The sequence below is a fragment of the Actinomadura sp. 1N219 genome (assembly GCF_044326405.1).
GTDB lineage: Bacteria > Actinomycetota > Actinomycetes > Streptosporangiales > Streptosporangiaceae > Spirillospora.
This window is the reverse complement of record NZ_JBIRAY010000009.1, coordinates 380,587-403,455: the sequence shown is the minus strand read 5'-3', so window position 1 is coordinate 403,455 and position 22,869 is coordinate 380,587. Positions and strand designations below refer to the sequence as shown.

20 protein-coding genes are annotated in these 22,869 nt (G+C 71.5%); 16 read left to right on the top strand and 4 right to left on the bottom strand.

Annotated features, from left to right (window positions below; translation table 11 throughout):
• Window positions 1–94 precede the first annotated feature (94 nt).
• Window positions 95–2,188 (top strand): ATP-binding protein, encoded by a 2,094-nt coding sequence (locus ACH35V_RS27085; RefSeq protein WP_395976248.1) that lies wholly within the window; start codon window positions 95–97, stop codon window positions 2,186–2,188.
• Here the strand turns inward: ACH35V_RS27085 and ACH35V_RS27080 are convergent.
• Window positions 2,154–2,657, bottom strand: coding sequence for a hypothetical protein (locus ACH35V_RS27080; RefSeq protein WP_395976246.1), 504 nt, complete (start codon window positions 2,655–2,657; stop codon window positions 2,154–2,156). The genes ACH35V_RS27085 and ACH35V_RS27080 overlap by 35 nt on opposite strands.
• Entirely contained in the window at window positions 2,654–3,892 is a 1,239-nt protein-coding gene (locus tag ACH35V_RS27075) for a hypothetical protein (protein ID WP_395976244.1), read from the bottom strand. Before ACH35V_RS27075 ends, ACH35V_RS27080 begins: the two co-directional genes overlap by 4 nt.
• Window positions 3,893–4,489: 597 nt before the next feature.
• On the opposite strand from ACH35V_RS27075, the gene ACH35V_RS27070 reads away from it, so the two are divergent.
• Together ACH35V_RS27070 and ACH35V_RS27065 are read left to right on the top strand one after the other, a co-directional pair.
• Complete coding sequence (locus ACH35V_RS27070; RefSeq protein ID WP_395976242.1) at window positions 4,490–7,654, top strand: AfsR/SARP family transcriptional regulator; 3,165 nt, start codon at window positions 4,490–4,492, stop codon at window positions 7,652–7,654.
• Window positions 7,655–7,813: 159 nt separating this feature from the next.
• The gene (locus ACH35V_RS27065) at window positions 7,814–8,407 is read left to right on the top strand and encodes a TIGR03086 family metal-binding protein (RefSeq protein WP_395976240.1); all 594 of its coding nucleotides are present in this window, start codon (window positions 7,814–7,816) and stop codon (window positions 8,405–8,407) included.
• 29 nt (window positions 8,408–8,436) lie between these two features.
• On the opposite strand, the gene ACH35V_RS27060 is transcribed toward ACH35V_RS27065, so the two are convergent.
• A complete protein-coding gene (locus ACH35V_RS27060; protein WP_395976238.1) occupies window positions 8,437–9,501 on the bottom strand; it encodes an aldo/keto reductase in 1,065 nt (354 codons plus the stop codon).
• Window positions 9,502–9,710: 209 nt separating this feature from the next.
• Between ACH35V_RS27060 and ACH35V_RS27055 the strand changes: the two genes are divergently transcribed.
• The 3 genes from ACH35V_RS27055 (at window position 9,711) to ACH35V_RS27045 (ending at window position 11,141) form a co-directional block, all read left to right on the top strand.
• A complete protein-coding gene (locus ACH35V_RS27055) occupies window positions 9,711–10,373 on the top strand; it encodes a DUF6084 family protein (protein WP_395976236.1) in 663 nt (220 codons plus the stop codon).
• Between the two features lie 77 nt (window positions 10,374–10,450).
• Window positions 10,451–10,612 carry a hypothetical protein gene (locus tag ACH35V_RS27050; protein ID WP_395976234.1) on the top strand — a complete coding sequence of 54 codons (162 nt, stop codon included), beginning with the start codon at window positions 10,451–10,453 and terminating at the stop codon, window positions 10,610–10,612.
• A gap of 13 nt (window positions 10,613–10,625) precedes the next feature.
• Window positions 10,626–11,141, top strand: coding sequence for a DUF892 family protein (locus ACH35V_RS27045; protein ID WP_395976232.1), 516 nt, complete (start codon window positions 10,626–10,628; stop codon window positions 11,139–11,141).
• Between the two features lie 8 nt (window positions 11,142–11,149).
• On the opposite strand, the gene ACH35V_RS27040 is transcribed toward ACH35V_RS27045, so the two are convergent.
• Window positions 11,150–11,758, bottom strand: a complete 609-nt coding sequence (locus ACH35V_RS27040) for a hypothetical protein (RefSeq protein ID WP_395976230.1) — start codon at window positions 11,756–11,758, stop codon at window positions 11,150–11,152.
• Window positions 11,759–11,828: 70 nt separating this feature from the next.
• Here ACH35V_RS27040 and ACH35V_RS27035 point away from each other — a divergent pair, with 70 nt between their 5' ends.
• The 10 genes from ACH35V_RS27035 (at window position 11,829) to ACH35V_RS26990 (ending at window position 22,855) form a co-directional block, all read left to right on the top strand.
• A complete protein-coding gene (locus tag ACH35V_RS27035) occupies window positions 11,829–12,266 on the top strand; it encodes a hypothetical protein (RefSeq protein ID WP_395976228.1) in 438 nt (145 codons plus the stop codon).
• Window positions 12,267–12,657: 391 nt separating this feature from the next.
• Window positions 12,658–14,355: an alpha/beta hydrolase gene (locus ACH35V_RS27030; protein WP_395976226.1), complete on the top strand. Its 1,698-nt coding sequence runs from the start codon at window positions 12,658–12,660 to the stop codon at window positions 14,353–14,355.
• 141 nt (window positions 14,356–14,496) lie between these two features.
• A complete protein-coding gene (locus tag ACH35V_RS27025; RefSeq protein ID WP_395976224.1) occupies window positions 14,497–15,519 on the top strand; it encodes a sulfotransferase family protein in 1,023 nt (340 codons plus the stop codon).
• A gap of 459 nt (window positions 15,520–15,978) precedes the next feature.
• On the top strand, window positions 15,979–16,236 hold the full coding sequence (locus ACH35V_RS27020) for an acyl carrier protein (RefSeq protein WP_395976222.1): 258 nt from the start codon (window positions 15,979–15,981) through the stop codon (window positions 16,234–16,236).
• Between the two features lie 31 nt (window positions 16,237–16,267).
• Window positions 16,268–16,963, top strand: a complete 696-nt coding sequence (locus tag ACH35V_RS27015; RefSeq protein WP_395976220.1) for an SGNH/GDSL hydrolase family protein — start codon at window positions 16,268–16,270, stop codon at window positions 16,961–16,963.
• 56 nt (window positions 16,964–17,019) lie between these two features.
• A complete protein-coding gene (locus ACH35V_RS27010; RefSeq protein WP_395976218.1) occupies window positions 17,020–17,988 on the top strand; it encodes an SGNH/GDSL hydrolase family protein in 969 nt (322 codons plus the stop codon).
• 33 nt (window positions 17,989–18,021) lie between these two features.
• Window positions 18,022–18,468, top strand: a complete 447-nt coding sequence (locus ACH35V_RS27005) for a nuclear transport factor 2 family protein (protein WP_395976216.1) — start codon at window positions 18,022–18,024, stop codon at window positions 18,466–18,468.
• Between the two features lie 34 nt (window positions 18,469–18,502).
• The gene (locus tag ACH35V_RS27000; RefSeq protein ID WP_395976214.1) at window positions 18,503–20,416 is read left to right on the top strand and encodes an acyl-CoA dehydrogenase family protein; all 1,914 of its coding nucleotides are present in this window, start codon (window positions 18,503–18,505) and stop codon (window positions 20,414–20,416) included.
• Window positions 20,417–20,422: 6 nt separating this feature from the next.
• Window positions 20,423–22,198: a fatty acyl-AMP ligase gene (locus tag ACH35V_RS26995; RefSeq protein WP_395976212.1), complete on the top strand. Its 1,776-nt coding sequence runs from the start codon at window positions 20,423–20,425 to the stop codon at window positions 22,196–22,198.
• 75 nt (window positions 22,199–22,273) lie between these two features.
• Complete coding sequence (locus ACH35V_RS26990; RefSeq protein ID WP_395976210.1) at window positions 22,274–22,855, top strand: PadR family transcriptional regulator; 582 nt, start codon at window positions 22,274–22,276, stop codon at window positions 22,853–22,855.
• Window positions 22,856–22,869 lie beyond the last annotated feature (14 nt).

Below are 22,869 nucleotides of genomic sequence, written 5' to 3'. Positions count from 1 at the left end.
TATGTTGACCCGGATTCTGAGCGTCCTTGCCCCCGGTGGAGCTGATTCCTTGCCTGAACGCGATGCAGAGGAACGGCGGGTTGAAAAACCGTCATTGCGTAATGAGGTCGCCGCCGACGTGTCCGGTTCGGTGGTTCAGGCGGGCACCGTCCACGGTGGGATACATCTGCACGCGAACACCGGGTATCCGGCCGTGCCCGCGCAGTTGCCCGCCTCGCGCCCCTACTTCACCGACCGTTCGCGGGAACTGGAAATGCTCGGGCGGCTCGGCGACGCCGCCCGCGAGCAGGCGGCCGTCATCGTGATCAGCGGGGTCGGGGGCGTCGGGAAGACGTCGCTGGCGCTGGCGTGGCTGCACCGCGTCGTCGCGGGATTCGCCGACGGGCAGCTCTTCGCCGACCTTCGTGGCTTCTCCGGCGGGGCGCCGGTGACTCCGGGCGAGTCGCTCGGACGGTTCCTGCGCGCGCTCGGGGTGGCGCCGGAGGCGGTGCCCGCCGACCTCGACGAGCAGGCGGCCCTCTTCCGCACGCTGACGGCCGGACGCAGGCTGATCATCATGCTGGACAACGCCGCCTCCGCGGCGCAGGTCCGTCCGCTGCTGCCGGGGCACGGGCCCTCGGTGGTGGCGGTGACGTCCCGGCGGAGGCTGCCGGGGCTGGCGGTCGACGGCGCGTCCTTCCTGCCGCTGGACCCGCTGGACGAGACCGGAGCCGTCCAGCTGCTCGACCGGATGCTCGGCAGCGGGCGGACGGCGGCCGAACCGCAGGCCGTCCGCTCCCTGACGGCCCTGTGCGGACGGCTGCCGCTGGCGCTGTGCACGTCCGCGGCGCGGCTGGCGACGCGGGGGCACTGGCGCATCGAGCGGCTCGTCGGCGAGCTGGCCGACGAGCGGCGGCGCCTGGCCGTTCTCGGTGAGGAGGATCTGTCCGTGCAGGCCGTCTTCGACGTCACGTACCGTGATCTGCCGCCGTCCGCGGCGCGGCTGTACCGGCTGATGAGCGTCCATCCGAACGGGTGGTTCGGGCTCGCGGCGGCGACGGCGGCCGCCGGGACGGGCGCGGCCGACGCCGAGCGGGACCTCGACGTCCTGGTGGACGTGAACCTGGTCGACGCCGACCGGGACGGCAGATTCCGCTTCCACGACCTGGCGCATCTGCACGCCCGCTCGGTCGCCGCCCGGCCGGAGCACGAAACGGAAAGGGCGGAGGCGTTCCACCGGGTTGTGGACCACTATCTGGGAATGGCGGTGGCCGCCGACCGCGCCATCATCCCCGGCCGCTGGCATCTGGGCCGCAAATACGATGAGCCCCCCGCCGTCTCCTTTTCCGGCACGCCGGAGGCCATCGCCTGGGTCGAAGGCGAACTGCCCCTTCTCCGCGATCTGGTCTCCGATGCCCACGGGCGCGGACTGCACCACGAAACGTGGGAGATGTGCGAAGCGCTGTGGGGCGTCCTGACATTCCGCAAGCACTATGCGATCTGGATCGAGACCCATGAGATGGGCCTGGCGTCGGCGTCCGCGCTCGGCGATCCCGTCGCGCGGGCCCGGATGCTGGAGGCGCTCGCGTTCGCGCGATTGAACCTTGGCGAATTCCGCGAGGCGGAGCGGCTCGCCCGGGACGCGCTCGCCCTCGAACGCGGCGCGGGGCACGGCGACGGCGTGGTGACGGCACTGGAATGCCTCGGCGTCGCGCAGCTGGCCCAGGGCGACGTGCCCGACGCGACGGAGACCTTCACCCGCGCCCTGGAAGCCTGCCGCGACGTGCCCGGGGACGCCGCCCGGCATGTGGCGGTGATGAGCCGCCGCTTGGGGGAGGCGCTCGTCCGCGACGGCCGGCCCGGGGAAGGGGCCCGGCGCCTGCGCGAGGCGCTGGCCTTCTTCACCGGCCGCGGCGACGACTACCACCGCGCCCGGACGCTCAGGACGCTGTCGGACGCGCTCGCCGCCGACGGCCGGGACGCCGAGGCGGGCGCGGCCCTCGACGAGGCGGAGGAGGCCGGGACCCGCGTCGGCGCGCGGCATTCCCTGGCGGACATCCATGTCGCGCGGGCGCGCCTCGCGGCGCGTCGCGACGACCCCGCCGCCGAGCGCGGCCACCTCGAGCGGGCGGCCGCGGTCCTCGACGAACTCGGTTCCTACCAGGCGCGGGAGATCAGGGAACGGTTGTCGGAACTCGGCGGACCGTGATCCGCATGGACATGAGCGCCGCCGCACGCCGCCCGGAGACACGCCACGCGTGGACGAACGACGCGACCCAGACGGCGTCGTCCAGGGACGCCACGAGGGTGGTCCCCGGCTCGTCCTTCACCGTGATGGCGCAGCGTCCGTCCGGCTCTAGCGCGCAGGCCACCAGACCGTAGAAGCCTGTAGGGGGCCGCGAGGCGCTGTCGTAGAGCAGTACGTCGGCGATTGATGCCCACGCAGTGGCGTCCCCATCCGCCAGGTGCACTGCCAAGTGCTCGTCGAGCATCGGGCAGGAGGGGGAAGGGTCGTCCGTGACGTGTACGCGGGTCAGCACCAAGCTCAGCGCGTCGCGCGGCCCGTCCAGCGCGTCGTGCGGCCCGTCCGCCGTCACGTGAACGTCGCCGCCGTCCGATCCTGGTGATCGCACAAGGCGGGCCCGCACGAGACGGACGCTTTCGTGGTGTGCGCTCATGACAGACCGCTCGGCTCGCGGTGTGCCGGGATCAGCTCCGGCAGCGGGACGGGCTCGGTGGGCGGCGGTTCCGCCGGCTCGTCGAGGCCCATCAGCGAGTACATCTCGCGCCGCAGCAGTACGGCCGCCCGTCCCGGCTCCGAGGTCAGCCGGTCGCACAGCGGCGCCGCCGGGTACGGGTTCGCGATGGCGTCCTCGACCTGCGGGAGGAGGGGGCGGTGCGGCGCGAGGTGCGGGGCGCGCCGGCCCAGCAGGTCGCTCACCGACCCCGGCAGCACCTCGTGGGCGGGGAACGCGCCGAGCAGCACGGGAACACCGGCCGCCGCCGCGTAGGACGTCACCGACCCGCAGTCGCCGATCACCAGGTCCGCCGCCGCCAGCGCGGCGCGCCAGCCCTCGTGGAACGGCAGCAGCCCGACACCGAGCCGCAGGCAGTCGTCGAACCAGGCCCTGACCTGGCGATACCCGTGGAAACCCCAGGTCACCGGGTGCACGGCCAGCACGATGCGGTAGTGCTCGGACGGCAGATCCAGCGCGAGCTGCCGGACCAGCTCGCGGTTCCGTCCGAGCAGCGCCCGCGCCCCCCAGGTGGACGAGACGACGATCAGTCGCCGTCCGTCCGCGACCTCGAGCGCCTCACGATGCCGCTCCCGGAACGCGACGCTGGCCAGCAGCCGGTCCAGGGTGGGATCGCCCGTTATGCGCACCACGGGAAGCGCCTCCGGGCAGATCCGCGCCAGCACGTCCCGGTGGTCGCGGTGGGCGAACGCGAGGACGGACGGGATGACCCGTCCACCCGCGACGATCCCCTCGCGACGCAGACCCGCGATCGGCAATTCCGCCGCGGGCCCGGCGCCGTCCCAGCGGCGCGCGAGCGTGGCCGGGCCCGCGCCGTGCTGGAGTATCAGGACCGGCGCGTGGATCCTGTCCAATGCGCCGTCTCCCGCCGCGACCGCCAGGTCGAACGACGTCTGCGCCGCCTGCGCGAACGGGATGACCACCGCGCCGGACGCGGCGAGATGGCGGGCCGTCCCCGCCGCCCGCGGCGACGTCGGCGCCACCGTGTACACCGTTTGGATCCGCCGGTCGCGTTCGACCAGCGGTGCGACGTCGGCGAGCCTGGTCGCCGCCGTCAGATGGTGGACGACCATCAGGACCTTGTGCAGCTCCTGAAGAGTCGCCCCTACTCCGCTGTCCAGGCCGAACGGCCCTATGGACCATCCGTCGACAGACATCGCGTCCCCCTTGCCCCGATTGATTCGGCGACCTGGATGACCGCCTCGAAGCAACGATGGGCGTGCGACGTTTACAGGACTGTTGCAGGGAACTGGACGGCCCGATTGCATCCCAGGTGGGAGCGGGATTGGTGAGCACCAATGAAAGACCGGGGTGAAACTCTCACGAGATCCCCCCGGTCTTTTGTCACCAAATGAATATTGGAAGCATGGTGCTCCGATCTATGTGAAGGCTTTTCGGCATGTGCGTGCGCCGCACGTGTCCGAAGCCGTAACTGCTCAACGCCCGAGGTCCCTGGGAGCTGGGCGGTATGGCCAGCATAGACCCTTCGGTGGGACGCGAGGGGTAAATGATGTTATCGAAGTCTTGTCGGAGACGTCCGATTGGCCGCTTCGGAACCGTCCATTTCCGTCAAAACGGGCAAGGGGGATGGAGAATCAGTTTTTCGGGCAGTGGTCCGGTGAGGTGCTTATCGAACATATGTTCCCGGATGTGTTGTGTGCATTTATACCAAAAGCACTCATTTGCGCCCCAGTTGGGTGGTAGTTGGCTATCTCGTGTGAGACCTTCCGTAACGGGGTCATACGGAGGGAAAGATGGAGGAGGTCGCGCTCCTCGGTCCGGTCGAGTTGAGCGTGCACGGTCGGCGGCTGGACGCCGGTTCGCCGAAGGAAAGCTGCGTGCTGGCGGTCCTGTCCGTGGAATGCGGTCGGACCGTCTCCCCGGACACCCTGGCCGCCAAGGTCTGGGGGCCCGACCCGCCGGCGCGGGCGCGCGCGACGCTGACGAGCTATCTGTCCCGGCTGCGCCGCCGACTCCGGGACGCCGACGCGGACAACGCGCCGTTAGGGCACGGTCCGGGCGGCTACGTCCTGACCCTCGACCCCGAGGCGGTCGACCTCCACCGGTTCCGGCGGTTGCGCCGCCAGGCGCGCGCCATCGCCGACAGCGGGGACGACGAGCACGCCCGCGCGCTGCTCATCGAGGCGGAGGCGCTCTGGCGCGGCGAGCCGCTCGCCGGGCTCCCCGGCGAATGGGCACGCGACCTGCGCACGAGCCTGCGCGAGGAACTCCACGCCGCCAAGCTGGAGCGGATCGAGGCGGAGCTGCGGCTCGGGCTCCATGACGTCGTCGTCGGCGACCTGTCCCGGCTGACGGCCGCGAACCCCTTCGACGAGCGGGCCGCGGCGCTGCTCATGACCGCGCTCTACCGGTGCGACCGGCACGCGGACGCGCTCGCCGTCTACCGGCGCGTCCACCGGCTGCTCGCGGACGAGACGGGCACGGAACCGGGGGAGCGGCTCAGCACCCTCCACGAGCGGATACTCCGGCGCGACCTCGACCTGGCCGCGACTCCGCGATACCGCCGCGCCGCCGCCGCTGCCGCCGCGCCGTCCGGCCAGGCGGGTGCCGACGCCGGTCCGCAGGCGTCCGAGCCGTTCCCAGACGAGCTGATGCCGCCCGGCCCCGACGACTTCATCGGACGGGACGCGGAACTCGGTGCCCTCACCCATCCGGGGGCCGGGACCGAGGTCGGCGACGCTCCCGCGCGGATCTCGGTCATCACCGGCCTGGCGGGCGTCGGGAAGAGCGCGCTCGCCATGCGCGCGGCGCGCATGCTCGCGCACCGGTATCCGGACGCCCAGCTCTACCTGCACCTGCGCGGGCACGATCCGGAGCGGCCGCCGATGTCGCCGCACGCCGCGCTCGCCGAGCTGCTCCGGCAGGTCGGCGTCCCGTCCAAGCGGATTCCGGCCGATCTCGAAGGGCGGGTCGTGCTGTGGCGGCGGGAGCTGGGCGGGCGGCGCGCGATCGTCGTCCTGGACGACGCCACCGGCGTGGACCAGGTCCGCGCGATCGTCGCCGCCGGAACGGCCCGGTTCCTGATCACCAGCAGGCGGCGGCTGGCCGGGCTCCCCGGCGCGAACTACCTGCCGCTCGGCGTTCTCGGCATGGACGAGGCACGCGCGCTGGTCCGCGGCATCGCGGGCGACCGCCTCGACGCGGAGCAGGTCGACCACATCGTCCACCGGTGCGGCCGGTTGCCGGTGGCGCTGCGGGTGGCCGCCGGACGCGCCGCGACGAGCCCCGAGGACGGCCACCTCGACGGTCCGGCGCTCCCCGAAGAGGACGAGGGCCTGGCCGAGGCGGCGTTCGAGCTCTCCTACCGCGCGCTCACCGACGACCAGCGGACGGTCTTCCGGCGGCTGGGCCTGAGCCCGTGCCCGGAGACCGGATCGCGGGCGGCCGCCATCCTGAGCGGAGGCCCGGCGGACGTCGCGGACGACGCCGTCGCGACCCTGATCGATCACCACCTCGTGAACGAGCACCGGCCGGGACGCCTGCGCATGCACGACCTCGTCCGCGCCTTCGCCCATTCCCGAGCGCTCGCCGAGGACTCGAACGGGGACCGGAGGCGGGCCATCGGACGCCTGCTGAACCACTACCTCGGATGCGTCCATCGCGCGGACCGCGTCTTGCACCCGCACCGGCGCAGGCTTCCCATTCCGGACGGGACCGCGGCCGACACGGCCCCGCCCGGCATCGGCGAGGCACAGAAATGGATGAACGAGGAATGGCGCAACGGTCTCGCCCTGGCGCACCACGCTATGGCTCACGAAAGGAAGCAGGACGGTGTGCTTCTGGTGCACCTCTTCTCCCGCTACCTGGAGGTGCACGGGCACCATGATTGCGCCGGCGAAGCCCAAGAAGTAGCCCTCCGGGCGGCACGCGAACTAGGCGACGCGGCGTTCACCGCGCAGACGCTCCACGAATTGAGCGTCACCAGCGCGCGCACCGGACGTTTCGCTGAGGCGCTCGAAGCGGCGGAACAGGCGCTCGCCCTGAACCGGTCCGCGGACGACCGGCCGGCCACCGCCGAGGTGCTCGACCGGATGGGCATCTACCTGCTGGCGACCGGCCGCTACCGTGAGGCGCTCGCGCATTGCCAGGAATCCCAGGGAATCTACCGTTGGCTCGGCGACCGGCACGGCGAGGCGGAGGCGCTCGACCACGCGGGAATGGCTCTGTGGTATCTCGGCCGCTACGAAGAAGCCATGGTCCATATGCGGAGTTCGCTGGACGGGTACCGGCGCACCGGGGACGAGCGCGGGGAGGCGGCGGCGCTGAACAACCTCGGCGAGGTGCAGCGGCAGCGCGGCTACCATCGCGACGCCGTCCAGCATTACCTGGAGGCGGCCCGCGTTTTCGGCCGGATCGACGAGGGCCGCAACAACGCCATTCTCAAGAGCAACATCGGGAACGTCCATCTGTACAAGGGCGAATATCAGCAGGCGCTGCGCTGCCATCGCGAGGCGATCGCCGTATTCCGTGCGACGGGGGAGCGGCGGAACATCGCGGACACGCTCAACAGTCTCGGTGTGACGTATCTGCTGATGGACCGTCCGACGGAGGCGCTCGTCCACCATCAGGACGCGGAACGGCTGGCGCGAGAAGTGGGGGACCCGCATCAGCGCGTGCGGGCGTTGCAGGGCGCCGGGGACGCGCACCGCGCCTCCGGACGGTGCACCGCCGCACTCGACCACTACCAGCAGGCGCTTTCCCTGGCCCACGACATCAGCGACCTGTACGGGGAGGGAAAGGCGCACGAGGGGATCGCCGGCGCGATCCTGCAGCTCCGCGGCGCCGACGCCGCCCGGATCCACTGGCGGCAGGCCCTCGACCTGTTCGAGATGCTCGACGTTCCGGAGGCCCGGTCGATCGCGATCCGGCTGCAGATGGTGGACGGCGTCGCGTCCTGACCCGAGCGGACCCGGTCGATGCGAACGGGGGGATATTGGGTCGATTGTGGCGTTTCGCTCTTCGAGTGCAGAAGATCTCGCGTGATTTGTGCCGCCCGATGAATTTCCGTCGTGCGGATGGTCCACAGAACAGAGGCCATCACCACGATTGGAGCGCGGATGCACGAGCAGGCGAATGCGCCGCGGCCCGTCCCCCTGGACGGCGGGCTGATGGAGCGCGCGATCGGCTTCGCGCTGACCTCCGTCCAGGCGGTCACGCCGGGCATGATGTCCCGCCGCACGCCGTGCGCGTCGTGGGACCTGGAGATGCTGCTGCTCCACCTCCGCGACTCCCTCGCGGCGCTGCACGACGGCATCCGCCTCGGACGCGTCGCGATGCTGCCGGAGCCGCCCGAACCGGACGACGATCCGGTGTCGGCGGTGCGGGTGCGCGCCGTCCGGCTGCTGCGCGCGTCCTGCTCGCCGGAGCGGGTCGAGATCGGTGACCGCCACCTGGGCGGCGACCTGATGGCCGCGATCGGGGCGATGGAGGTGGCCGTCCACGGCTGGGACATCGCGCAGGCGTCGGGCCGGGCGTCGCCCATCCCGGCGGCGCTGGCGGACGAGCTGCTGAGAATCTGCCCGCTGGTGGTGCCCGAGTCTCCGCGCCGCCCGCTGTTCGCCGACCCCGTCGAGCCCGCCCCGGACGCCCCCGCCGGCGACCGCCTGATCGCCTTCCTCGGCCGCCGCCCCCTCCTTGAGCCCCGCCCCTGAGCCCCGCCCCTGAGCCCCGCCCCGGCCGGTCAGCCCATGGCAGAGAGGTGATCCGCCGAGGAACGGCGGCGGTTCTCGGGGTTCAGGGCGCGGGTTCCGGAGCCGTGGTCGATGCCCGCGACGTCGGTTCCCGGCGGGACGACCTCGTCGATCGCGTCCAGGACGGCGGTGTCGAGCCTGACGTCGGCGGCGGCGAGCAGGTCGTCCAGCTGCTCCATCGTCTTCGGGCCGATGATGGTCGACGTGACGGCGGGATGCTCGGCGACGAAGCCCAGCGCGAGATGCGTCAGCGAGAGCCCGGCGTTCTCGGCGATCTTCGCGAGGCGTTCGACGGCGTCGTAGCGGGCGGGGGAGTTCGGGTCCACGTCCACGGCGCGCCGCTCCCACGCCGGATGCGACGTCCCGGAGAACCGGGATCCGGCCGGGGCCTGCTCGCCGCGCCGGTACTTGCCGGTCAGCCAGCCTCCGGCCAGCGGGCTCCACGGGATGACGCCCATCCCGTGCCGCCGCGCCGCGGGCAGCATGAACTCCTCGACCGACCGCGCGAAGATCGAGTACTGCGGCTGCTCGCAGACGAACCGCGCCGTGCCCCGCCGCTGCGCCGCCCACTGCGCCTCGACGATCTGGTCGGCGGAGTAGCACGACGAGCCGAGGTACAGGACCTTGCCCTGGCGGACGAGATCGGTGAGCGCGTCGAGCGTCTCCTCCAAATCAGTGTCCCAGTCGCGCCGGTGCATCTGGTAAAGGTCGATGTGGTCGGTGCCGAGGCGGCGGAGGCTGTCCTCGACGGCCTGGACGATCCACCGCCGCGACCCGCCGCGCCTGTTGCGGTCCTCGCCTGACGGGAAGAAGAACTTCGTCGCGAGGACGACCTCGTCCCGCCGATCCTTGATCGCGCGTCCGACGAACCGCTCGCTCTCCCCGGCGGAGTACATGTCGGCGGTGTCGATGAAGTTGATCCCGGCGTCCAGCGCGCGGTGGACCATGCGCTCGCACTCGTCGTAGTCGGGGTTGCCGACGTCGCCGAACATCATCGCGCCGAGGCACTGGGTGCTGACCTCGACGCCGGTCCGGCCGAGCTTGCGGTACTGCATGCGGATGACTCCCTCGGAAGGCGATCGCGCCCGAACGGCGATCGCGCTCGAACGTACGAGCTGGAGTGCGCTCAAGGTCAAGCAACGCGTCCGCGAAGTTTCGGCAGGGGTCCGGAATGGCACCGGAAAATCTCCCCAATCCCCGCGGCCCGGGATTGCGGCTCGGGTTTCGTGCCTGTTCCGCCGGGCAGTCCACCGAGGTGCTGATCATGAACGGGCCGCCCGAGCTCGGCCTGGAGGTGCTCGGCGTCAAGGCCGGGACGGCCGCGGCGGCGCCGGCGCTGAGCCTGCGCGTCGGGCTCCGCCGGATGGACGGCGGTCCCGTGCAGTGCGTGCTGCTCACCACGACCGTGACCATCGCGCCCGCCGGCCTGTCGTGGGCGCGCGTCGGCGCCACGGTCCCGACGTTCCGCGGCGGGACGGAGCTGACGCTCACGCTGCCGTGCCGGAACGGCGTGCGGGCGGCGGCCGAGCGGCACCTGCACGCGCTGGGCGACGGCGGCGTCCCGCTCGACCTGGCCTTCGACGGGACGGTCTTCTACCCCGGCGAGGACGGCACGCCCCGCAACGGCCAGACGCCCCGCACCGGCCAGGCCCCCTGGCGCCACGAGACAACGGCGCTGCTACCCGTCGAAACGTGGCGAGACCTCATGGCCGTCCCCGGCCTCCGCAGGACCGAGATCCCCCACAGGCACGAGCCGCCCTCCAGGCACGAGCCGCCCTCGAAGCGTGAGCCGTCCGCCGGGCGCGAGCCGTCCTCGAAGCGTGAGCCGTCCCTCGGGCGCGAGGCGTCCCCCAGTCACGAGCAGCCCCTTAGCCGCGAGGCGTCCTCCGGGCATGAGGTGCTTCGCGAGGGGGAGCCGACCGCATGAACGTGGCCGGACGGGATCGTCCGGCCGCCTGCAAGGGGAACGAGCACACACGCATCGACAGGGGAGGGGAGTGAGAAATGAGAAAGGGATTCCGCATCGGCCCGGGTGTGATCCGCCTGATGATCGCGCTGTTCGCGCTCGCCGTGATCGCCGTGATCGTCAAGGAGCTGCCGACGCCGCGCCGCCCGCGCTCGCCGCGCCGCGCGCGCCGTATGCGTCGCGCGGGGAAGTCCAGGTGACGGGGCTTCGCGCATGACGACGGTCGACAGGCAGCTGATCGGCTATCTGAAGGACGCGCACGCGCTGCAGCAGCACGTGCAGGCCGCCCTCAGCGAGATGCTGACCACGGCGGCGAACGAGCCGGAGATGTGTCGGCCGCTCGGCCGCTACGCCGAGCGGTCCCGGGCGCACACGCGGGCGATCGAGGCCCGGCTGAAGGCGCACGGGTCCGCGCCGTCCATCGTGCGGGACGCGGGGATGCTGTTCGCGGCGGTGGTCGAGGGCGGGCTCGGCCGCAGCCGCCGCGACCCCGCGGGCAAGCACATGCGGGACGCCTACGTCGCCGCCCACCTGCAGATCGCGGCGGGGGAGATGCTGCGGCGCGTCGCGCAGCGCGCCGGGGACCGGGAGACGGCGGAGATCGCGACGGCGATGTGCGACGACGCGTACGCGATGTCGCGGGAGCTGTCCGACCGGTGGGACCTGGCCGTCGACATGTCGCTCAGGCAGCACGGCGTCAAGGACATCCCGCCACCCCCGGACACCTGATGTAACGGCTACTTGGGACGGCAGGTGTGGGCGTCCAGCCGCGCCTTGGCCTCCCGGTACTGCCGCTCCGCGAACCCCTTGCGCAGGTGTGAGCCCCAGCGGTACGGCTCCTCGTGCCCGCACTTCTCGCAGACGAGCTCCTCGAACTCCGCGGGACGGGACTCGACGAGCGTCACGGAGTGCTTGGCGACGATCGGCATTCCGGCGCCGTGCCCCCTGATGCCCATCTCGTCCGAGGCGATCCCGCCGACGTAGTAGCCGGTGGCCGACCCGATGATCGCGGCCGGGATCAGGACCGCCAGTGCGGCGCCGCCGATGACGAAACAGCCGGCCACGGCGGCGATGAGGACGGCGAGCCCCGTCCAGGCGATGGCGCGCCAGCGGGCCTGGCGGCGCCGGGTGGCCGCGACGCCGTGCACGGTGAACTCCAGGCTCTTGCCGCACTCCTTGCACTTGACCTGCCACGTCTTCGCGGGCTGCCCGTCGTCGGGGCGGACGATCACGTGCTCCTCGCCCTTGTAGTCCCACGACGCGGTGCTGGGACCGGTCGGCTTGCCGACGAAGTTCGTCCGGTGCGCGAAGACGATCTTCTGGTCTCGGTCGATGGCGAGCGGCATGCGCGGACCCCTCTCCGGGCGTCCGGCCGGGCGATTCCCGGCAAGGACGACTGAATCCTCCGGATCCACCGTGAAGATCGTCAAGAGGTTCCCGGGCCCCGGGAGGGACCAGGTGCGGCCATCGGGGGCCGCGAAGGGCCTCCTCTATGGCGGACAGTTTGTCGGCCACGTGGAGGAGGGCGCCAACGGACGGATCCCCGGCATTGCCCGACAGTGTTTTGGAACGTTGGTAAGCGGCCTTGATCTCCGTCCAGCGTCCGGCTTGCATGCCACCGGCCGCGCCGCCGAGGACGTCGGTTCCCAGCCCGCCGAGCAGGACGAGCGTCCAGTACCCGGCGACGACGAGGAGAGAGAAGGTGAAAAGGGCGGTCGGGAAACCGAGCGCCACGTCGACGAATTCGCCCATTTGATTGCACGCTTCCGCATCGAGCCGTCATTGACCGCGCGCCGGGACGTCCGAAAACGCCGTCGCCGGGCGGGAAGGTGGTGCGAAGAAAGACCCTGGTAAGGGGTGGAGTGGTTGCGCGGCTCAGCTATCTGGGAACGCGTTCGCCCAGGCCGCGACGGTCAGGCCGCACGGGGGGCCGAGGGCGGGGCGCCGTGGTGGACGCGGCGCAACAAAAAAGTGCCGGGGAGTCATGAAACTCCTTCTGGTCGGAGACATATCCTGTCCCGCCGACCAGACTTCCCGGCACACCGATCGTTACTCTAGCTTACTTCTCGCGATAAGGGAAGTCCTTTCCTGGATCGTATGGCGTTGCGCGAGGAATGGCCGGAAGCCGAACCTGCCATTCGCGTCGCCCGAACGGCGGAACGCCGAGGCGGTGGGGCTGCCCCCACCAGGAGCCGCGGGCCAGCCGTAATGATCTCCGCGCCCGGAGCCGATGGGATCGAAACCCATGACCCACCCACGCACCGCGATGGCCGCCACCGCGATCGCCACAGCCGGCCTCGTCGTCCTGACGGGCACCGCCGCAGCCTCGCCACCCCAACCGTCCGAGGGCCCGCGACCCCGACCGTCCGAGGGCTCGCCACCCCGACCGTCCGCGGCCTCGCCGTCCCAACCGTCCTCGCGCAGGTCCTCGCCCCCGCCCTCGCCGTCCCAAGGGTCCACACTCTCGTCCCCGGTCCCGTCCCCAGGTCTGGCAGGTCACCTCGGGCAGCGCCTTGAGTGGGGTGCGTGTCCGGCCGGCGCCACCGAACTGATCAAGGCGGGGGCGGAGTGTGCGCAGGTCACGGCACCGCTCGACTACGGGGCTCCCGGCGGTCCGTCCATCAGGCTCGCGATCTCGCGGATCAAGGCCAAGGACCGCGCGCACCGCCGCGGCGTCCTGCTGGCCAACCCCGGCGGGCCCGGCGGCCCGGGGCTGGACTACGCGGCGCACATCAGAACCGCGATGAAGGACGCCGCGGACCGGTACGACCTGATCGGCTTCGACCCCCGGTTCGTCGGACGCAGCACCCCGATCTACTGCGGCATCTCCCCGAAGGCGCAGCCGACGCACTCACGGCGCGAGGCGTTCGAGGCGTCGGTGCGGAACGCGCGCGACACTGCGCGGCGCTGCCACGAGCATGGGAACAACGCCGCGCTGCTGCCCCACGCGTCCAGCCGCAACGTCGCCCGCGACATGGACCTGATCCGCGCTGTCCTGGGCGAGCGCAGGCTGTCCTACTACGGCATCTCCTACGGCGCCGACCTGGGTGCCGTATACGCCCAGCTGTTCCCCCGGCACGCCGACCGCATCGTGATCGACAGCGTGACCGACCCGGCGATGACGCAGTACGAGAACTTCCAGGCCGCCGGCGCGGCCCAGGAGCAGGGCCTGGACGAATGGGCCGCCTGGACGGCCCGCCGCGCCGGCGACTACCGCCTCGGACGCACTCCCCGCCAGGTCAGGGCGACCGTCGAGAGCCTGTCCGCCCGCGTGGACGAGGGTCCGCTCCGCATCGGCGAGTACACGCTGGACGCGAGCGCGCTCGGCCTCATCCTGCGCCAGCTCGTCGGCACGGAGGAGTACGACGACGTGCTGGCCAGGGCCGTCCGCAACCTGGTCGACGCCGCCGCCGGCCGTCCGGTAGAGCCGATCCCCGAGCTCCGCGTGTGGCTGGACGTGTTCAACACCCCGAGCCCCGACCTCGACAACCAGTTCAACAGCGGCAACGCGATCTTCTGCGGCGACGGCGGCTGGCCCGCCGGGGGCTGGCCGTCCGACCCCGAGCGGTACTGGCGGGACATCGAGCGCGCACGCTGCACCCAGCCGGTCTTCGCGGCGACGGCCAACGCCATCTTCCCGTGCCCGTTCTGGAAGACCGAGCCGCGCGAACCCGGCGTGGACGTCCGCAACCGGGTCCCGTTGCTGCTCCTTCAGGCAAAGCGCGACAACAACGTCCCGTATGCCGGAGCCGTCGCCATGCACCGCAGGCTCAAGGGCTCCCGCCTGGTCTCCGCCGACCTCCGCTCGCACGGCGTCTACGGACGCGCCGCCGACGGACTGACGCCCGTCCCGTGCGCGGACCGCGTCGTCAACGCCTACCTGCGCACCGGCGCCCTGCCCGCCACCGACATCGACTGCCCCCACCCGGAGGCAACGCGCTGAACGGACGCGCTGAACAGGCGCCCCGCGAAGGGGCGGCGCAGCGGGCCATCGCACGAACGGATCGGTTCCGGAAGGAACTTTCAGGCTGCGTTGAGATGGCTTTGGGCTTCGGCTCAGGGGGCGCGGGTACCTTCGCGGCCCATGAATCCGCAGACCAGCCGCCCGATCTTCGTGCTCGGCTGCCCCCGTTCCGGGACGACGCTGCTCCAGCAGATGCTGCACTCGCACCGGCGCATCGCGTTCCCGTCCGAGACGAGGTTCGTGCACACCTCGTACGAGGCCCGGCACCGGTTCGGCGATCTGGAGCGCGAGCGGAACCGGCGGGCGCTGGCCGAGTGGATCACCCGCGGCGGGGACACGAAGTTCAGGGTCCTGGAGCTGGACGCCGAGGACGTGATCGAGGAGATCGTGCACGGGCCCCCGACGCTCGGGTCCGCGCTCGCGATCGTGTTCCGCGCCTACGCGCGGCGGCACGGCAAGGCGCGCTGGGGAGACAAGCGCCCGAGCTACTTCCGCCGGGTGCCGATGCTCCGGCGGATGTTCCCGGACGCGCAGTTCGTCCATCTCGTCCGGGACGGCCGGGACGCGGTGAGCTCGCTGATGCGGATGCCGTGGTTCGAGGGCGACATCTACGCGGCGGCGCTGACCTGGCGGGAGGCGGTCGACACGGGGATGCGGCTCGCCCCGCGCCTGGGGAGCGGAACGTTCTACGAACTCCGGTACGAGGACCTCGTGACCGATCCGGAGCCCGCGCTGGTGAGGCTGTGCGCCTTCCTGGGCGAGGAGTACGACGCCGAGATGACCATGGCGTACCGGCACGCCCGGCGGACGGTGCCGTCCGCGCGGAAGTGGCATCTGCGCACGCACGAGGAGCCCAACACCCGCAACGTCGGGGCGTGGCGGGACCGGCTGAGGGGCTCGGAGGCGGACCTGGTCGAGCACGTCCTCGCGTCCCGCCTGCTCGACCACGGCTACACGCTCTCCGGGGCGGCGCGTCCCGGGGCCGCGGAGCTCGCGAGGTTCCACCGGGTCGCGGCGCACCGCTGGCGGTCGCGGCACGCGCACGCGGTGCTGGACCGGTTCGCGCAGGCCCGCGAGCCGAACCCGGTCGTCTCCCGGGTGCGGGGCCCGGTGCGGGTGGCCGACCGGCAGGACGAGAGCTGACCCCGCCGCAAGGTCTCCCTTCCCTCTGAGCAAGGCGCGGCTCGCCCGACCGTGTTGGACGGCGAGTGCAGTTGTCCGAAATTCTCATGGAACGTGCCGTATGCCCGCGTGCGGGCGGGTGCGGCGGCTGCCGGTTCGCCGCGGGTCCGCTGGGGAACGGCGCAGGTCGCGTGCCGTGATGCGGCGCGGGAGAAGGAACGGATCGGTGGGACGCGGGGGACGGCGGTTTCCGATCATGGTTCCGGATGGGTCCCTTAACGGAACGGGTTACCCAGTGGTAACAATGCGCCGTTTTTACCATGCCACTGACATAATTTACGGAACGGAGACATGGTTGTGTCCGATCGTTCACATCTGGATCTGAGACACATCATCCATTTCCCTGTATCTTGCGTGTTGCTCGTCTTCCGATAGCAATCGCTAATGCTACGAAGATCCTCTGACATAAGGAGGAGTGCGGTGACCAGATCGGAAACAATTTCCCACGACGAGCTTCAATCGTGGCTTCTTGACAGGATCGCCTTCTACCTCGACAAGCCCGCTGAAAACATCGATCCGACGGTGGAACTCGCGCGCTATGGCGTCGACTCGGTGTACGCCATCAGCATCATCAGCGACATCGAGGACCACCTGCAGGTCGAGGTCGACGTGGCCGAGGCCAGGCGCCGGGAGACGGTGACCGCCCTCACCGACTACCTGCTCGAACTCGTCGCGTGATGGGCGGCGGTGCGCCGGGCGGCGGCGCGTGATGGGCGGCGGCGTCCGCGAGGCCGGCGTCCCCGAGGTCGGCGTTCGCGAGGCTCGCGCCCCCGAGGGCAGTGCCCTCGTGACCGGCGCGGTCGTGCCCGCCATGGTGGTGCTCGGCGACAGCGTGGCCGAGGGCCAGGACGATCCCGACCCCGCCGGCGGGTGGCTCGGCTGGGCCGGGCGGCTTGCCCGTCACCTGGGCATTCCCCGCGAGGAGATGCTCAACGCGTCCGACCCGGGCGCGACGGTCGAGGACGTGGTCCGCGACCAGCTTCCCGCCGTCCGGGAGCTGCGGCCGGGCCTGGTCGTGCTCGGCTGCGGCATGAACGACGCGCTCCGCGGGTTCGAGCGCCCGGACGCCGCCGCCCGGCTGGACGAGCTGTTCGGCTGGGCCGCCGGCATCGGCGCGGTCGCCCTCGCGATCCCGGTGCCGCGCCCGCCGCTGCTCGATCTCGCCCCGATGTCGCAGTTCCGCAAGAAGCGCACCGTCCAGCGGATTCACGACTTCAACGAGGAGCTCGGCCGCGCCGCGCGCGAGTTCGGAATGTCTTTTCCCGCGCGCGAATCGGTGGCGAAAGTCGCTGACCCCGCGATGTGGAGCGCCGATGGAATCCACCTCAACCCGAGAGGGCACGCTTATGTCGCGGAGGTGATCGCGGACATCGCACGGAGCCTGCTCGGCGAGCGGGCGATCTGAGCCTCGGGGGCCAATTTTCGAAGTCTGGGATAGAGATGAAGAATCCATTCACCTTCTTGAACGGACGCCGGCGACCCCGCGTCCCCCAGTCGATGATGCTCATCCCGCTCGCGCCGGTCCTGGCCGTCCAGGCATGGCGGACGGTGCGCCGCACGCCGCGACTGGACCCCGCGACGGGCGACGAGCACGGCTTCGTCCCCGGGGCCGATCCGGGAGCCGGCCCGGCGTTCCGGGTCGTGGTGATCGGCGAGTCCACGGCCGCCGGGGTGGGCGCGTCGCAGCACGCGGAGGCGCTGCCGGGCTTCCTCGCGGAGGCGCTGATGGAGCGTCTGCGGCGGAGCGTGGCCTGGTCGGTCACCGGCGAGAACGGCGCCACGGCCCGCCGGGTCGCGACCGGCCTCGTCCCGGCGGCGGCCGGCCCGCCCGTCCTCGGCCCCGCCCTGGACCTCGTCGTCGTCACCGTGGGGATCAACGACCTGATCCGGCGGCGGCCGATGCGCAGGTGGACGGCCGACCTGGCCGACCTCGTCGCCGTCCTGCGCGGCAGGTACGCGGACGCGACCCTGGTCGTCGCGGGGATGCCGCCCGTGCACCGGTTCCCGGCCATCCCGCAGCCGCTGCGCCTCGTCCTCGGCGCGCGCGCCCGGACCATGGACCGGATCATGCGGGACGTGGCCGTGGCGGGCGGCGCGGTCCACGCCCCGATGGACGAGTCGATGGCGCGCGACCGCCGGCTGTTCGCGTCCGACGGCTTCCACCCGTCCCCCGCGGGCTACCGAGCCTGGGCCGAGGACCTCGCCCGCGCCGCCGCCCCGACCCCCCACCCGTTCGCCACCCTCCCGCCCGGCTCCCCGCCCGGCTCCCCGCCCGGCTCCCCGTCCACCCCGCCGCCCAGCTCCCCGCCCGGCTCCTCACCCAGCTCTTCGTCCGGGCAGCCGCTTTCCGATCCCGCGTCGGATTCCGTGCCCGGTTCTGCGGACAGCGCGCCCCCCGCCGACACCGTCCCGCCCCAGACGACGAACTGACCCGTCCGACGGCGGGTGAAGGGAGCAGCTCAGGTGACGGCCCGCGGAACGTTCCGGAAGGCGGTGGAGGCCAAAGACCTCGCCGCGATCACCAGTGCGCTCGACCCTGGCATCGAGTTCCACAGCCCGGTGATGGTGCGGCCCTACCTGGGACGCGAGTCGGTCGCCACGCTGCTCGGCGTCCTGCTGGAGGTCTTCGAGGACTTCCGGTACACCGACGAGCTGGTGAGCCCCGCCCCGGCCGGCGGCCTCGCCGCGGGCGGCGGCCCCCCGGCGGTGGCGCTGATCTTCACGGCCCGGGTGGCGGGGAAGGCCGTCCAGGGGCTCGACCTGCTCAGGTTCGGCGACACCGGCCTGGTCACCGGACTGACCGTCATGGTCCGCCCCCTGCCCGCGGCGATGACGCTCGCCCGGGTGGTCGGACGGCGGATGGAGGCGGCGGAGGGATCGGGGGACCCGTCCGACCCTGTTCAGCACTAGAGCCCGGCCCACCTCTAGAGAGTTGAAGGAAGAGATGGACAGCAAGATCCCCGCGAACCCCGTTCCCCCCGCGACCCCCGTTGATCTGGCGAGTGCCGTCCCGGCGCCGCGCCCCCCGCTCCGGCCTCATCCCGGACGCGCCGAGCCGCCGCCCCCCGGACCCGACCCTCTTGAGCCCGGCCTGTCGCCCGCGCATCGCATCGCCGCCGACCTGGACGGCCGGCTCGGCGACCCGATGGACGACGCCGCCGGGCCCTTCTCCTACAAGGCGATCGTGGAGGCGGAGGAGCGCGACGAGCTTCCGCCGGGCGCGGTCGACACCGTCCGGGCCTGGGGTTTCCCGAAGTATCTGGTGCCGAGCGGCCTCGGCGGGCGGCTGACGACGCTGGAGGAGCTGTTCTTCGTCACGCGCGGCATCTCGCGCCGCAGCGTGACCGTCGCGGTGATGTACGGGTCGGGGCTGCTGGCGGTGAACCCGGTGTGGCTGTGGGGGGACGACCGGCAGCGCCGCACGGTCGCGGACGGCGTCCTGAACGGCGACCTGGCCTGCTTCGGCGTCTCGGAGGCCGATCACGGCAGCGATGTGATGGCGTCGGAGTCGGAGGCCGAGCCCGAGGGCGACGACCTCGTCCTGACCGGGACGAAATGGCCGGTCGGCAACGCCACCCGCGGACGTTTCGTGACCACCTACGCCAAGACCGGCGCGCGTGACTTCTCCCTCATCCTGGTCGACAAGAACGAGCTCGACCCGGACACGTGGTCGACGCTGCCGCCGGTGCGGACGGTCGGGCTCCGCGGCCACGACCTGAGCGGCGTCGCGTTCTCGGGGGCGCGCGTCCCGGCCGACCGGGTGATCGGGCGGCGCGGGTCCGGGCTCGTCCAGACGCTGAAGACGCTGCAGATCACCCGGACGGCGATCGCCGCGCTGTCGGTCGGGACGATGGACGCGGTGGTGCGCATCGGGATGGAGTACTCGCGGCGCCGCACCCTCTACGGCTCGGACATCTACCAGATCCCCGTCATCCGCGACCATCTGGTCAAAGCGCATCTGGACCTGCTGATCGCCGAGTGCGTCGCGATCCCGGTGGCGCGCTGCCTGACGGTCGCGCCCGGACGGCTGAGCCTGTGGTCGTCCATCGTGAAGTACTTCGTCCCGGTTCTGGGCGAGGAGGTCGTGGCCAGCATTGGGACGGTCCTCGCCGCGCGCGGCTACCTGCGCGAGGGCGTGGCGCACGGCGTGTTCCAGAAGCTGCAGCGCGACCACGCGATCGCGAGCATCTTCGAGGGCACCACGCACGTGAACCTCGCCAACGTCGCAGGTCAGCTCCCATTCCTGATCGACCAGCCGGATGGGACGGGCGGCCCGGGTGATTCCGACGCCGACGAACTGCTCGCCGACCTGTTCTCCTGGACGCGGACGCCCCCCGCCTGGACCCCGGACGGCCGCCTGCTCCAGCTCACCAACGAGGGCCGCGACGAGATCGGCCAGCGCTTCGACGTGATGTCGGAGGAGCTGCTGACCGCGGCCAACGCCCATGCCGCGCCCGGCGTCGCCGCGGAACTGAAGGAATTGATGTCGGGCATCGGCGGCATGCGCGCCAAGGTGGAGCAGGGCATCAGGGCGAGCGACGGCGACACGTCGTCGGTGGCTGCGTTGGCGCGTGCCAAGCGGTACTGCGAACTGCACGCGATGTTCTCCTGCGTCCTCACCTGGCTGCACAACCGTCACCAGTTCGGCGGGCCGTTCGCCGACGGGCAGTGGCTGGTGCTGTGCCTGCAACGCCTGCTCCAGCGCGCGCAGCCCGACACCCTGCTGTCGGAGGAATTCCTCCCGTCGCTGGAGGACGCGATGTTCCGCAACTTCGACGAAGGCCGCTGGTTCTCACTGCTGTCCCTGGCCGACGCGGAGCTGACCGGTGCAGAGCTGACCGACGCAAAGGACGAGTGACCGTCGATGCAGAAGCATCAGGACTTCGTGTCGCTCGTCCGGGAGAACGTCCACGCTCACGGCGACGACCGGTCGTTCACCTTCATCAGCGAAGAACGGCTCGGGAAATACAAGGAGAACGTGCTCGGATTCGCGGAACTCGACCGCGAGGCCCGCGCGCTGGCCTGCCGCTTACAGGCCCGCGGCTTGCAGGACAGGGCCGTCCTGCTGCTGTATCCCGAGGGGCTGGAGTTCCTTACGGCGTTCCTGGGCTGCCTGTACGCGCGCGCCATCGCCGTCCCCGCGCCGCTGCCCGACCTGGACGCCGGACGGTTCGGACGCACCCGCCGGATCATCGAGGACGCCGACATAGCGCTCATCCTCACCGACACCGCCCACCGCGCCACCGTCGAGAACTGGCTGGCCGGCGCCGACCTGGAACGACGCGTCCACGCCCTCGACACCCAGAGCGCCGACGCCGAGTCCGACGCCGACCCCGCCGACCCCGCCTTCTGGACGCCGCCGGAATTCCGCCCGGACACGGTCGCCTTCCTCCAGTACACGTCCGGCTCGACCAGCGAACCCAAAGGCGTGATGGTCACCCACGGGAACCTGCTGTGCAACGGCGAGGAGATCAAGCGCCGCATCGAGGGGACGTCCGACACCGTCGGGGTCGGCTGGGTGCCGCACTACCACGACATGGGCCTGGTCGGTCAGGTCCTGCAGCCGCTCTACCTCGGCTGCCGGTACGTGTTCACCTCGCCGATCACGTTCGTCAAACGTCCCGTGCTGTGGCTGGAGCTGATCACCCGGTACCGCGGCACGATCACCGTCGCGCCGAACTTCGGGTACGAGCTGGCGCTGCGCCGCGTCACCGACCGCCAGCTGGACGGCCTGGACCTGTCGTCCCTCCGCGTCGTCAAGAACGGCGCCGAACCCGTCCGGGCCGCGACGCTGGAGAGGATGACCGAGCGTTTCGCGCCGGTCGGGTTCCGGCCCGGCATGTGGATGCCCTGCTACGGAATGGCCGAGACGACGCTGCTCGTCACCGCCGCGCCCCTCGGCACCGGCCCGGTCGTCCGCGACTTCGACGCCGACGCCCTCACCCTCGACAAGGCCGTCCCGGCCCCGGAAGGCACGGGTGCGCGGCGGCTGGTGAGCTGCGGCCGTCCCGTCACGCTGGACGTCGGCGTCGTCGATCCCGAGACCCGCGCCCGGCTGCCGGAGGGGCAGGTGGGGGAGATCTGGGTCCGCGGCGGAAGCGTCGCCCAGGGATATTGGGAGAACCCGGCCGCGAGCCGCGAGACCTTCGCCGCGCACACGTCCGAGGGGGAGGGCCCCTACCTCCGGACGGGCGATCTCGGGTTCCGCGCCGACGGCGAACTGTTCGTCACCGGACGGATCAAGGACCTCATCATCGTCAACGGACGCAACGTCCACGCCCACGACATCGAGGAGGCCGCCGGCGCGGCCCACCCGGCGGCGCTCACCGGCGCGGCGTTCACCCTCGGCGAGGGCGGAGACCAGGAACACGTGGTGATCGTCCAGGAGATCAGCACCAGGGTCGCCGCCGGGACGCCGCTGGACGAGCTGGCGTCCCTCATCAGGACCGAGGTCGCCCGCGCGTTCGAGCTGCCCGCGCTGAGCGTCGTCCTGGCCGGACGGGGCACGGTCCGCCGGACGACCAGCGGAAAGACGCAGCGCCGCCAGACCCGGGACGCGTTCCTGAACGGAGAAATCACCGGGCTCGCCGGCGACCTGGAACTTCTCAACGGACCGGAAAGTCGCCCTAACCAATCCTAGTCAAAAGCATGACTATTCATGTCGTTGTCTGCTACCGTCGGGTTCACCCTGAGTCAAGGCGGGGAGAGAAGGCCGATGGCGCTACGTCACGCGGTGCTGGCGGCGCTGCTCGACGGCGAGTACAGCGGCTACCAGCTGGCCAAGATCTTCGATTTGTCGGTCTCCAACTTCTGGCACGCCGTACCGCAGCAGCTCTACTCCGAGCTGTCGAGGTTGGAGACGGAAGGTCTGATCAGCGGGCGGCAGGTCATCCAGCACGACCGTCCCAACAAGCGCGTGTACACCGTCACGCAGGCCGGCCTCGACGAGCTCGAACGGTTCGCCGCCACCCCCGCCAAGCCCGGAATCATCCGCGAGAACCTGCTCGCCATGGTCCAGGCCGTCGACCACATCTCCGCGTCCGCCGTCATCGCGCAGCTCGAAGACCGGGCGGTGGCGTCCGCCGCCAAGATCGAGGTCTTCGAGCACACCATGAAGCACCTGCGCGGCGACCTGGACGAGGAGACGTTCCTGCGGACCGGCTCCCCGGTCGGCCCGTATCTGACCTGCATGCGCGGCCTGCGCTTCGAGCAGGAGAACTACGAGTGGTTCACCAGCACCGCCCGGCTGCTGCGCACCCGGGCGGGCACCCATGCCGAGGAAGGCGAACCGTCATGACCGCCCACCCGGTC